Source organism: Niabella soli DSM 19437 (assembly GCF_000243115.2).
Taxonomy (GTDB): Bacteria; Bacteroidota; Bacteroidia; order Chitinophagales; family Chitinophagaceae; genus Niabella; species Niabella soli.
In genome coordinates, this window is the sequence record NZ_CP007035.1 from 1,025,925 (window position 1) to 1,038,387 (window position 12,463).

The 12,463-nt window shown below is 42.1% G+C and carries 14 protein-coding genes; 10 read left to right on the forward strand and 4 right to left on the reverse strand.

The genetic code is table 11. The annotated features are described in order from the left end of the window. The first annotated feature begins 10 nt into the window (after window positions 1-10). The 3 genes from NIASO_RS04285 (at window position 11) to trxA (ending at window position 2,423) form a co-directional block, all read left to right on the forward strand. Complete coding sequence (locus tag NIASO_RS04285; protein ID WP_008583206.1) at window positions 11-1,018, forward strand: FKBP-type peptidyl-prolyl cis-trans isomerase; 1,008 nt, start codon at window positions 11-13, stop codon at window positions 1,016-1,018. Between the two features lie 6 nt (window positions 1,019-1,024). After that, the gene (locus NIASO_RS04290) at window positions 1,025-1,990 is read left to right on the forward strand and encodes an FKBP-type peptidyl-prolyl cis-trans isomerase (protein ID WP_245605221.1); all 966 of its coding nucleotides are present in this window, start codon (window positions 1,025-1,027) and stop codon (window positions 1,988-1,990) included. Between the two features lie 124 nt (window positions 1,991-2,114). After that, window positions 2,115-2,423: a thioredoxin gene (trxA, locus tag NIASO_RS04295; RefSeq protein WP_008583202.1), complete on the forward strand. Its 309-nt coding sequence runs from the start codon at window positions 2,115-2,117 to the stop codon at window positions 2,421-2,423. 140 nt (window positions 2,424-2,563) lie between these two features. Here the strand turns inward: trxA and folP are convergent, their stop codons facing one another. Continuing rightward, window positions 2,564-3,385, reverse strand: coding sequence for a dihydropteroate synthase (folP, locus tag NIASO_RS04300; RefSeq protein ID WP_025298700.1), 822 nt, complete (start codon window positions 3,383-3,385; stop codon window positions 2,564-2,566). 50 nt (window positions 3,386-3,435) lie between these two features. Here folP and NIASO_RS04305 point away from each other — a divergent pair, with 50 nt between their 5' ends. Genes NIASO_RS04305 through NIASO_RS04315 form a run of 3 tightly spaced genes read left to right on the forward strand, consistent with a single transcriptional unit; the run spans window position 3,436 to window position 6,232 of the window. Further along, entirely contained in the window at window positions 3,436-3,987 is a 552-nt protein-coding gene (locus tag NIASO_RS04305) for a DUF1599 domain-containing protein (protein WP_008583198.1), read from the forward strand. Between the two features lie 7 nt (window positions 3,988-3,994). Continuing rightward, window positions 3,995-5,176, forward strand: a complete 1,182-nt coding sequence (locus NIASO_RS04310) for a BT_3928 family protein (RefSeq protein ID WP_008583196.1) — start codon at window positions 3,995-3,997, stop codon at window positions 5,174-5,176. Window positions 5,177-5,182: 6 nt separating this feature from the next. After that, entirely contained in the window at window positions 5,183-6,232 is a 1,050-nt protein-coding gene (locus NIASO_RS04315; RefSeq protein WP_008583195.1) for an ABC transporter permease, read from the forward strand. Window positions 6,233-6,293: 61 nt separating this feature from the next. Here NIASO_RS04315 and NIASO_RS04320 read toward each other — a convergent pair whose 3' ends face one another. Then, complete coding sequence (locus tag NIASO_RS04320) at window positions 6,294-6,593, reverse strand: DUF721 domain-containing protein (RefSeq protein WP_245605222.1); 300 nt, start codon at window positions 6,591-6,593, stop codon at window positions 6,294-6,296. A 138-nt stretch (window positions 6,594-6,731) separates the two neighbouring features. Here NIASO_RS04320 and NIASO_RS04325 point away from each other — a divergent pair, with 138 nt between their 5' ends. The 4 genes from NIASO_RS04325 (at window position 6,732) to NIASO_RS04340 (ending at window position 10,014) form a co-directional block, all read left to right on the forward strand. Next, on the forward strand, window positions 6,732-8,087 hold the full coding sequence (locus tag NIASO_RS04325) for a S41 family peptidase (protein WP_044046275.1): 1,356 nt from the start codon (window positions 6,732-6,734) through the stop codon (window positions 8,085-8,087). A gap of 117 nt (window positions 8,088-8,204) precedes the next feature. Continuing rightward, window positions 8,205-9,173 carry a DUF3887 domain-containing protein gene (locus NIASO_RS04330; protein ID WP_008583189.1) on the forward strand — a complete coding sequence of 323 codons (969 nt, stop codon included), beginning with the start codon at window positions 8,205-8,207 and terminating at the stop codon, window positions 9,171-9,173. 253 nt (window positions 9,174-9,426) lie between these two features. Further along, the gene (locus NIASO_RS04335; protein ID WP_025298701.1) at window positions 9,427-9,726 is read left to right on the forward strand and encodes a type II toxin-antitoxin system RelE/ParE family toxin; all 300 of its coding nucleotides are present in this window, start codon (window positions 9,427-9,429) and stop codon (window positions 9,724-9,726) included. Between the two features lie 3 nt (window positions 9,727-9,729). Further along, entirely contained in the window at window positions 9,730-10,014 is a 285-nt protein-coding gene (locus tag NIASO_RS04340; RefSeq protein ID WP_008583186.1) for an addiction module antidote protein, read from the forward strand. A gap of 38 nt (window positions 10,015-10,052) precedes the next feature. Here the strand turns inward: NIASO_RS04340 and NIASO_RS04345 are convergent, their stop codons facing one another. Together NIASO_RS04345 and recF are read right to left on the reverse strand one after the other, a co-directional pair. Beyond that, window positions 10,053-11,180 (reverse strand): acyltransferase family protein, encoded by a 1,128-nt coding sequence (locus NIASO_RS04345; RefSeq protein WP_008583184.1) that lies wholly within the window; start codon window positions 11,178-11,180, stop codon window positions 10,053-10,055. A gap of 56 nt (window positions 11,181-11,236) precedes the next feature. Continuing rightward, entirely contained in the window at window positions 11,237-12,409 is a 1,173-nt protein-coding gene (gene recF / locus NIASO_RS04350; RefSeq protein WP_008583183.1) for a DNA replication/repair protein RecF, read from the reverse strand. Window positions 12,410-12,463 lie beyond the last annotated feature (54 nt).

Here is a 12,463-nt window from a genome sequence, read left to right on the forward strand (position 1 = left end):
AACACAAACAATGAAACAATTAAAAACGTTGAGCCTGATCATACTTGCTGTTACGGCTTTTACAGCTTGCAAAAATGCAGACTATCAGAAGTCGCCGGGCGGACTGATGTATAAACTTGTTAGGGGAGAGGGGAAAGACTCTTTAAAACAGGGCGATATAATGAAGTTATATGTTACGCAAAAAATATCCGGTTCGAAAGATACTTTGCTGATGGACAATTATTCCACCATGCCTCAGTATATGCCGTTTCAGGCTGTAATGCCGGGCCAGGGCGATTATAACCCGATGGAGCTGGTAGCTAAAATGCACAAAGGAGACAGCCTTATTTTATTTGTATACGTTGATTCACTGATAAAAAAAGGCATCTTCCAGGAAGCGCAATTGCCTCCGTTTATTAAAAAAGGCGACCGTTATTTTATGACCTTTAAACTGGCAGATATATTTAAGAACGACAGCCTTGCACGTCTTGACCAGCAGAAAGAAGGGGAAGCTTACCAGAAAAGAGAAATTGAAAAGAACCGTGCAGATTCTATAGCTTTTGAAAAATCCGGAGCTAAAGAAAAACAGATCAGCCAGGTGCAGGATTACCTGAAAAGCAAAAATATTACTGCTATTAAAACCCCGATGGGCACTTTTGTAAAAGTGGATAAGCCCGGAGACGGCGCACCGGTGACAGACGGCAAATTTGCTACCGTTACTTATAATGGTAAGCATCTGTTAACCGACAGTTCTTTCCAGGCAAGCAGCTTTACTGTGCCCATTGGCCAGGGAGGTAGCATACCTGGTTTTGAAGATGGATTAAAACAATTTAAGAAAGGCGGCAAAGGGGTTATTTATATTCCGGGCTTCCTGGGATATGGTAAAAATCCTCCTCCCGGATCTCCGTTTAAAGAATATGAACCGCTTTATTTCGAAGTGGAAGTAACAAATGTTACCGATACGATGCCACAGCAGCGTCCTCCCGTTGTTGCGGCACCCAACCCGGCACAAAACGAAGCGAAAAAAACAAAGAAATAATAAGTAATGGAAGCAAAAATGAAAAGTATAAAAGGAATCGGTTTCTTTCTGTTTGTAGCAATCATTTTTGCTTCCTGTAAGAATGCAGGCTTTAAAACAACGCCCGCGGGTGTTCAATACCGGCTTTTTGACGGCGGAAGCAAAGACTCAACAAAGATTGGTGAAGTGCTCAAAATGAATCAAACGATTCGTGTTTCCGGATCCGGCGATTCATTGCTGCACAGTACTTATGGCGGGATGCCTTTTTTTACACAGGTTCAGGCATTGCCTTCCATGCCGGCAATTTACGCTCCTGATGCCATCTACGCCCTTTTGAAAAAAGGAGACAGTGCCGTGGTTATCCTTTCGGTAGACTCGCTTTTAAAAAGAGGCCAGCTCCAGGAAGCGCAATTGCCTCCTTTTGTAAAAAAATCGGATGAGTTGGTTTATACTTTTAAAGTGCTGGACGTTATAAAAGATGAAAAGGCAGCCCGGCAGGCGTTTCAAAACGAATTAGGGGCGGAAGGAGAAAGGCAGATTGAGCAACAGGAGTCAAACTCCGCTGCGTTTGAGAAGTCGGGAGAAAAACAAAAGCAAATTGCCGTAGTAGCAGATTATCTGAAGAAGAAAAGCATCTCCGCCACGAGGACTCCAATGGGAGTATTTGTAAAAATGGATAACCCGGGAAGCGGTGCACAGGTAGCTACAGGAAAAGAAGTAACCGTTAAATATACCGGCAGAACTTTAAACGGAGACCGGCCTTTTGATAGCAATATCATTACGGCAGAGATCAGCACTGACGGCGGCGACATCCCCGGGCTCGAAGAGGGATTGAAGCAGTTTAAACAAGGGGGAAAAGGGGTTATTTATATCCCGGGCTTTCTTGCCTATACGCACGATGTTCCGTCCAATGCTCCTTTCAAAGCTTTCGAGCCGTTGTATTTTGAAGTTGAAATTCAAAAAGTAGCGGATGCTGCAAAAAGTGGCAAATAATTTATCATCTTTGAATAAAATAATAAATGGCTGTCTGAATAAGACGGCCATTTTTATATTTAACAATAATCGTTTTGTATGCCCCCGATTGTTGGTTATATTTACTACAATAAAAGCATTTAAAATGGCAGCGACCTTTCAATCATTGATAAACGGAGATAAACCGGTGCTGGTAGATTTTACAGCAACCTGGTGCGGCCCTTGTAAAATGATGGCCCCTGTATTGCATGAGTTGAAAACAAAAGTAGGCGAAACGCTTTCCGTTATTAAGGTAGATATCGACCAAAGCCCGCAGGCGGCAGCCGCGTATCAGGTGCAAAGTGTGCCCACCTTTATACTGTTTAAAAATGGTAAGGTTTTATGGAGACAAAGTGGCGCGATGCCATTAGCCCAACTGGAGCAAAACCTGAATACCGCCGGGGCGTTTGTTTAGCAGACGTCGATCTTCTGTGAGCCATAAAATAAATGCTCTTCATTTATTTATAACTCATTCTACTCTCACAGATTCCGCAGATTTACACAGATTATAAAGGGAGAGCACCGGGTAAATACGAGGCCCTAAGGGAGCATCTTTCAATAATGTTCGCATAATTTTATTACTTCCACGGCCTCCCTTACATCGTGTACCCGCAAAAGGTTTGCGCCATTAAGTACCCCCATCGTGTGCAGCACCGTAGTACCGTTAAGCGCTTCTTCGGCGGTAATGCCCAGGGTTCTGTAAATAGATCCTTTGCGGCTCACACCCAGCAGAACCGGGCGCCGGAGCAAAGAAAAGACGTGGAGGTTTTTTAACAATGTAAAATTATGGACCGTTGTTTTGCCAAAGCCAAACCCTGGATCAACAAGAATATCGTTTACGCCTGCTTGTTGTAATAAAGCGATTTTTTTTAACAGAAAATCCAATACCTCGGTTACCACATCTTTATATTCGGGCTCTTGTTGCATGGTTTGCGGATTTCCCTGCATATGCATCAATACATAAGGCACCTGTAATGCAGCAACCGTAGCAAACATAGTTGCATCGAGCGTGCCGGCACTAATATCATTAACCATTGCAGCTCCGGCAGCAACTGCTTCTTTGGCAACGGAGGCATAAAAAGTATCTACAGAAATAACGGCATCAGGGAAGGCCTGGCAGATGGCAGTAATGGCCGGAATAACCGCCGCAGCTTCTTCGGCTGCAGTCAGCTTTTTGCTTCCCGGGCGGGTGCTTTGTCCGCCTACATCCAGTATCGCCGCTCCGGAGCGCAGCATAGCCTCCGCTGTATGCAATAAGGTATTATTTATTTGGTGCCGGCTACCCGCGTAAAAGGAATCTTCTGTAATGTTTAAAATGCCCATCACCACCGGCTTTTGAAGCGATAATAACTTTCCGCGACAATTAAGGGTGTACATCAGCATTTGTTTGTTATTTTTGGGAGCGAAGATAAGAAGTTGTAAAATATATGAACAGAACCATTCAGCAATACGATGCGGTAATTGTGACCTGTAAAGAGGTTTTTTTAAAGAAGAACAAGGACTATGGTACCTCCTGGCGGGTATTGCGTACGATTTCCGTTGTGGACCAGCTTTATATTAAGGCGCAACGCATCCGCACGATACAGCAACTGAAACAACAAAAAGTAGAAGATGATATCGCCGGCGAATTTAAGGGCATCATCAATTATGCGGTGATCGGACTGATACAACTGGAGTTGCCTGAAGATGGGGCTGACGATCTTTCGGAAGATGAAGTTACCATTTTGTACGATACTTATGCAGAGAAAGCGCGCAGCCTGATGCAGGATAAAAACCACGATTATGGTGAAGCCTGGCGTAGTATGAGCCAGGAGAGCTTTGTTGACCTGATCCTGGTGAAACTAAGGCGTATCCGGCAGATACTGAGCAATGACCAGCAAACGCTGATCAGTGAAGGCATCGACGCCAATTATAATGATATTCTCAATTACGCTGTTTTTGCGCTGATCCTTCAGGGAGAACAGTCAATGGCAAAATAGAACAGACATGAAATTTTTAATAAATATTTGTCGCTTCCTGGTGGGCGTACTCTTTATTTTTTCAGGGTTGATTAAGGCGAATGACCCCATTGGCCTTAGTTATAAAATGCAGGAGTTTTTTGACCTTTGGAAAATGAGCGCCCTGGACGGTATTGCGCTGACCTTATCGATTGCAATGATCGCTTTTGAAATTATTGCCGGCGTGGCTCTTTTACTGGGATGGCAAAAAAAGCTGATCAGTTGGTTGTTGCTATTGTTGATCGTGTTTTTTACTTTTTTGACCGGGTATGCTTATTTGTCGGGCAAGTTCAGCAACTGTGGTTGTTTTGGCGATTGTATTCCCATCAGTTCCAAAGCATCCTTCCTTAAAGACGTTGCGTTATTGGTCCTGATCCTGTTGTTGTTTTTTAACCGGAAGCATATCCAGCCAGTATTTGCAACGCGAACGACGCGTCTTTTATTATTGATATCGGCCGTGCTCTCATTGGGCATCCAATGGTACACGCTGCATTATTTACCTGTATTGGATTGTCTGCCATTTAAAGTGGGCAGTTATATTCCCGATAAGCTGAAAGTGCCCGCCAATGCAATCCCCGACAGTACGGAGATCACTTTTGTTTATGAGAAAGCCGGCAAGAAAATGGAATTCAATGCAGATCATTTTCCTGATGATTTTAATGACAGTACGTATAAATTTATTGACCGGTATGATAAAGTGATACGAAAAGGAACCAACGCCATTCCTGAGATCCGGGGTTTTGATTTTCAGAATAGCGCCGGTACAACCATTACACAGGATATCCTGGATGTGGGCTATGCGGTGCTCTTGTTTCACGAGGATCGGTCAATAGCGCTGAATAAGTGGGAAAAAGGATTTGAGGGGATTTACCAGTCTGCCACCGGAAAAAATATTCCGGTATATATCATCAGCAGCCTGGCGCCGTTGGTAAAACAGGAAATAGCTACTACGGGTTTTAAAGATCTGGAAGTATTGGCCGGCGACCGGGTGATGATCCGCATGGCGGCCCGTACCAATCCTACGGTATACCTGTTTAAAAAAGGCACTGTTATAGGCAAGTGGAGTTATAAAAATTTTGATGCGGCGCTCAGCACCGTAAAGCAATTGCCTGCAGTTGCTGCAACGACGCCAAAGGATACAACAGTCATTGATTCCCTGTTAAAAAAATAGCTATCATTGATACAGTATGTATTAAAAAAAATAGGGTATAGCATACTGGTAATGGCCGGTGTGGTATTGCTGGTGTTCTTCCTCTTCCAGGGTTTTGGGGATCCGTCCCGCCTGGTAATGGGACAAACAGGCGATAAAAAAACACAGGAAAATATCAGGAGGGAGTTGTACCTGGATCAGCCCAAATGGAAACAGTTTGTTTTATATCTTAATGATGTGTCGCCTATTGCGATCCATAGCGCGGCCGATATCAAAAGCAAACAACTGAAAGGCATTTTTATTGGCGGCGACACTAAGTTTGCCATCAAACTTCCCTACCTGCGCCGTTCCTACCAAACAAAAAGATCTGTCAGCAGCATGCTCATGGAGGCATTGCCCGGAACCATGTTGCTGGCCATTGCAGCCATGGCGCTGGCGATTGCTATTGGTATTCCGTTGGGTGTGGTATCGGCGGTAAAACAAAATTCCTGGCTGGATACGACGGCTATTTTTTCAAGTATCATCGGCATTTCAGCACCTTCTTTTTTTACGGGAATTATTATTGCTTATATATTCGGATTTGTGCTAACCCACTATACTGGTTTGCATATAACCGGCAACTGGTTTGAAATAGACGCCCTGACGGGTCAGCGTCGGCTCACCCTAAAAAACCTGATCTTACCTGCCATTACCCTGGGAGTGCGCCCGTTGGCGATCATTACCCAGTTAACGCGCAGCGCGATGCTGGATGTGCTGGACCAGGATTATATACGCACGGCCTATGCAAAAGGGCTGAAGAAACGAACCGTTATCTGGAAACATGCGCTAAAGAATGCATTAAACCCTGTAATAACGGCTGTAACAGGGTGGTTTGCCGAATTACTGGCCGGTGCTTTTTTTGTGGAATATATTTTTGGCTGGCAGGGGATCGGCAAGGTTACCGTGGATGCACTGGAAAAACTGGACTACCCGGTAGTGATGGGCGCTGTATTAATTTCCGCTGCTTTTTTTGTGCTGATGAATATTGTTGCGGATATTTTGTACGGAGTGTTTGATCCGAGAGTGCGAAATGCTTAATGCTAAACGCCGAATGCTTAATGCCAGAAGCTGAATACTGATTACTAAATACTAAGTACTACTATTTTACAATTATCTCTTTAATCACTTTTTGTCCGAGGGCTTCGTTCACCCGCTGAATGATCTTTTCCCGCTGGTAGATCAGTTCATTTTTTAAGGGAGCAACGGTGGTGGCAATGATCAGTTTGTCGCCGATGATCTGTAATTTATCGGTATAACGGGCAACGGTTTTGCCCATAATGTTTTCCCACACCGCATCGATACGCAGGGCCTGGATATCGCCCTTCATCCGGCTTTTGTTTAAAAACTCATTTAATGCTTCGCCTAATGAATATTCCGCCACGGGTAGTTGTTTTGACAAAGGTAGGACTAAATTGCTGTTTAAGCCGATACCGAAGAAAGGAACGTGGAGAGATTTCCGACCTTTCTGCGGTTTTTTAGGAGCTGATGTTTGTGTTCAATAACAGAGCCGGATGAGTAAGTTGTGTAAATTTGAGAGGTGAGCAAAACATTATATACCAAAATGAATAATTCTAACTACGCGATCCTTTTTCTGGGGTTATTTTTTACGATAAATTTTGCAGCTTGTGGACAGCCCCCAAAAAATGCTGCTAACAACAGATATTTATCCAGAGGAGAAATTGAAAGTGACTTTGCACAATTAACGAAGATTATTGAAACGAATGTGCCTGTTCCATTTTACAACTGCTCCAGGGCTGTATATGATTCAGTTAAAAAAGGCATTGCTTCGGCCATTCCCGGTTCTGCCGGCGTACAAGATGTGTACAGAATCTTTTACCCATTGATCCAAATTTTGAATGACGCTCATTTTTCGATCCACTTGCCAAATGATTTTTTTTCTGACACGATGCGATATTTTCCGTTTAAAGTAATTATTCAGGGAAATAAACTATTTGTAAAAGAAAACTTAAGCACGAACAGCATTCGGAAAAGAGACGAGATCATTGCAATAAATTCTATTCCTGTAAAGGAAATTATTGCTAAAATGCGTTCCTGCAATTTCAAATCACCGGGCGAAGAGCTGTTTTTTGAAAAATGGAATGAGGGTGTCTTCTATAAAAGGCTGGCAGCATTATTCAATTTAAATAGCTGGTTTGATATTGAACTTGCGAACGGCGGGCATTTTAAAGTACAGGGAGTAAGAGAAGCTCTTTTAAAAGAGTTATTAGAGAATAATGAGCTTTCATTTAAAATTTTAGAGGACACAATTGGCTATTTAAAAATTCCTTCGCTGGCATGGAATAAGCAAGACGACAGAAAGAATTTTGATAATAGGATTGACAGCGCTTTTACTTTTTTTCAATCAAAAGGAGTAGGTAATCTTATCATTGACATACGGGGCAATATGGGAGGCAGTACCATTCTGGCAAGGGATGTTTTAGATTATATTTATTTTAAACCTTACACGCTGGGACAGGGAGAAGTATATATTGAAAACGGCGTATCTAAAGAAAATAATCATGCAAGTCTTCACACCCCAACAGCGCATTCAAATTGCTTTAAAGGAAAAACTATTCTTTTAAATGACGTTTTAACCTATTCGAGTGCGCACATGATGCAGGTGGGATTTCAATATTATAATATGGGACACACTATTGGAGAAATAAGTTCTGAGCCTTTGTTCATAACCGGCGAAGTAAATACGGTCTTTTTGAAAAATTCCAGTCTGCAATTTTATTATGGCACATCTAATTTTATATTACCCGGGTTTAAAAAAGATAAAAAGACTTTTTACACTCCAAACTTAACCTATACACCAACACTTACTGAAAGACTAAATGGGATGGATGTGATTCTGGAAAAAGCAAAAAGTAGTATTGCCCAGGGAAAATAAAAGGCTTGGCGATCAATTTTTCCGGACAGGTTACTGGTATTTGCATTGCGGCAAAAGGATAAAATGTGCAAGTTACGTATATTTGAGAGCCAGTAGAAATTATACGGGCGCCCTGCTATGCATAAACTATTCTTCACCATTGTTCTCTTTTCGATAATGACCAATCTTTCCGGACAAACAGAAAAAGCAAACTATAAAGCAGTTGCCGACAAAGTGGAAAAATTTTATAATGCCGCACAGTTTGACAGCATCTTTGCTATGTTTTCAGACGACATGCAAAGAGCGCTTCCGCCTGACAAGACAACTGCTTTTTTTACAGGACTTAATGCTCAGGCAGGAAAGATTACCGGGCGACAATTCGCAAAGTACCAGGAGACCTATGCCTCTTACAAAACAAGTTTTGAAAAGGCTTTGTTTTCGCTCAATATATCTATTGACGGGAATTCAAAAATTAATGGGTTATTGGTCAAGCCATTTACTGACGAAAGTCTGCCAAAAATGGAAAGAAACAAATCAAAATTGCAGCTGCCGTTTAAAGGTGAATGGACCGTAGTTTGGGGCGGCGATACAAAAGAATTGAATTATCATGTTGAAAGTGAAGCACAGAAAAATGCCCTTGATATTGTAATTACCGATGACAAAGGAAAATCTTTTAAAACGGATGGAAAAACGAATGAAGATTACTTTGCTTTTAACAAAGAACTTGATGCACCCTGTGACGGTGAAGTCGTTTTAGTAGTTGATGGCGTTAAGGATAACAAGCCAGGTGTATTAAACCCCATTTATGTTCCTGGAAATACAGTAGTCATAAAGACAAGCAACAATGAGTATTTGTTCTTTGCTCATTTCAAACAACATTCTATAAAAGTTGCAGAAGGACAAAAAGTAAAACAGGGACAACTTTTAGGGCTTTGCGGCAATTCAGGAAACTCATCAGAGCCGCATTTGCATTTTCACATTCAAAATGTCGAAGACATGAATATTGCGACAGGTGTAAGATGTTTTTTTGACGCCATTATTGTAAATGGACTTCAAAAGCAGGGTTACTCACCGATCAAGGGCGACAAAATAAAGAATGACAAATAACTTCAACCGACATTTGATTTGGCAATATGGCCGGGGGACGGTCTCCCAATTTTGCGAAGTTATTGTTTGCAATATCTGTGGGCCGATCCTACAACTGTACTAAATATTTCCGTTTATAAAGAAAGTACCCTACCAGCCAGCATATCAGCATAAAACTCATCGACTATAATAAAGTGGGATAATGCCTGGAAAAGAAAATCTTGATTAACAGTATTTTTATTAACTTTGTATCCAAGTGAATACATATTCTAAAATGTACTTTATTGAAAAAACCATAGAATTTGACAAATGGCTGAGGAAATTGAGGGACTTACGTGCAAAAGCAAAAATTTTGTTTAGAATTCAAAAATTGGAAAATGAAGAACATTTTGGCGATTGTAAATCTGTTGGAAATGGAATTAATGAATTGAAAATTAACTATTCGAAAGGTTATAGAATCTATTTCAAAGAAACAAATGGGAAAATTATCATTTTGCTCATCGGAGGAGACAAATCGAGCCAGCAGAAAGACATTGAAAAAGCAAAAGAAATTTGGGAAAAATTGAAGAAATAAAAAATGGAAACCTCAAAATTTGATATTGCAGATTATTTAGATAGCAATGAGACGATTGCTGAATATCTTAATGTACTTTTAGAAGAAGGAAACGAGTCTGAAATAATTGCAGGAATCGGGCATATCGCAAAAGCGATAGGAATGACTAAAATTGCTGAAGAAACAGGGCTTAGCCGGCCAAGCTTATACAAAGCCTTATCTGAAGGTGCCAGGCCTCAGTTTTCAACAATAATGAAAATTTTGAAAGCCGTAGGCGGGCAAATCAGAATAGCTCCCATATCTGCTTAAGAAGATTGTAGAATAAGATGCTTTCAAAAGAAAGCCCTCTACAATCTAATAAATACCTTCCTCCTATAAAGAAAATACCCCACCAGCCAGCATATCAACATAAAACTTACGGACCACAATAAAGAGGGAATATGTCCCGTTCCTAACTGGCCGAAGCTTCCGTCGTACAGTACTTTAAAAAAAGTGCGCTTGTCCGGGACATGCCAGGCAGACAGCAATATCGGTACCACTTCGCTGAACAGGTAAATGAATAGCGCATTTTTCCCGAATACCTCGAAAAAGAAAACGCCTGTCCGTTTTTCTTTAAAATCGATGAAATACAGGATAGTGGCAATAATCAGGCAATCGAGTCCCGTGGTCAGACAAACAAAACTGCTGGTCCATAGTTTTTTATTAACCGGGAAAGCGAGGTTCCACAAATAACCCAGCGCCACTAATAAAAATCCGGCGACTGCTAACCGGGCCAGCATCTCATAGCTTTTCGGATTCTTGCGAATATGAATCCCCGCCAGGTACCCAATCAATACATTTACAATGGCAGGGAAGGTGCTTAAAAATCCCTCCGGATCAAAAGCGCGCGCAGGATCTTTTATATATAAGTGATCCCTGGTAAATAATAGTATATCCAGTTTGGTTTCGGCAGCGCCATTTACGGTGTAGTCGCCAAAAGCCATCATAATAAACCAATAGCCCAGCAACAGGCAAATACTCGTAATGATGATCGTTCTCGCGGATGCGAAACGAATGATCAGTGCGCCAATCCCATAACAAAGCGCAATGCGTTGTAATACGCCAAAGATCCGGGTTTCACCGATGGGGAAGGGGCGTATATTGTTTTGCGCATCTATTTTTACAAAAGGCAGCCAGTACATCAGGTAGCCGATCAAAAACAGCAGACAGGTCCTTTTAATTATTTTAGTAAGTACTTCTTTATTGGATTGCTGATCCCATTTTGATTTTGAAAAAGCTATGGCATTACCCACCGCGAATAAAAAAGAGGGAAATACCAGGTCGGTTAAAGTAAACCCGTTCCATTGTGCGTGCCTTAATTCAGGGAAGGGGTTGGGGCCGCCCGTATTTACAATGATCATAAAGCAGATGGTCATTCCCCGGAAAATATCAAGGGCCAGGAACCGGCCCGGTTTAGCCACAATCGGATTGTTCATTTGTTTTAAATTGACGTACCTAAAATAAAATGAAACGGTGGCTTGTCCAAAAAAAATTACAATTCGATCAAATGGAAATCGATGCCCAGCGCCTGCATGTGCCGGGTAATGCGCTCCTTATTGGTGTCGGTTATAAAAACCTGGCCATCGTTTTCAACGCAGACCTTTGCCAATAGATTACTGATCCGCTCTTCATCCAGCTTTTCAAAAACATCATCCAGTAAAAGAATGGGCGAAAATTTTTTCTCGGATGCCAGTAGTTCTAGCTCGGTTATTTTTAAAGCAAATAACAGGCTCTTGCGCTGCCCCTGTGAAGCTATATTTTTAAAGGGTTGCACGCCTAATTGAATATTGATATCATCCCGGTGTATGCCAACCGTGGTGCGGCCCAGTATGCCATCTTTCTGCCGGGATGCCTGCAACAGCTCCCCAAATTCCGTTTCCAGCAACCGGCTTTCGTACAACAGGGAAAGATATTCTTCCTGTTGAGCAATTTCGGTATACAGGCGCTTTACTTTTGGAAGAAAGCTCATTAGCGCGTCGCGGCGTTTTGAAAAAATAAAAGTGCCGGGAGGCGTAAGCTGGTCATCCAATACCGTTAAAAGCGCTTCGTCAAGAGTTCCGGTTTCAGCAGCCGTTTTTAAAAAGCTATTCCGCTGTTGGATAATTTTATTATAGCTGATCAGTTGTTTCAAATATTCCGGGTCAAGCTGGGAGAGCAGGGCGTCCATAAAGCCTCTCCGTTCTTCGCTGCCGCCGGTTATTAAAACCGCGTCATCCGGCGCAATTACCACACAGGGATAGCGGCCAATATGTTGGGAAAATTTATCATAAGGCGTTTCATCAATTAAAAATTCTTTCTTACCCGTTTCCCTTAAAATGCAAACGGCTTTTTCTTCCTGGCCACTCAGGGTAAACTGCCCCTCAATACGGAAGCCCCGGGCGCCCTGCTGTACATTGATGGTATCGGTATTACTGAAATAACTTTTGGTAAAACACAAATAATGGATGGCGTCCAGTATATTGGTTTTTCCCATCCCGTTATTGCCACAGATAGCCACCACCTTCTTCGGGAAGTCGAAACTCCGGTTGGTGTAATTTTTAAACTGTAAAAGCGATATGGAATGCAATTGCAACATCTGTTGATCAAAACTAGTGGTAATTACTGATTTCTCATTTCTGATTTGCCCGTTTTCCTGCCGGAATATGGAGAAAGCAGATGGGATCATCAGCACAAAAGATGTTTGTAATTCGTGCCTGCACGAATGGGACAGGCGCGCATT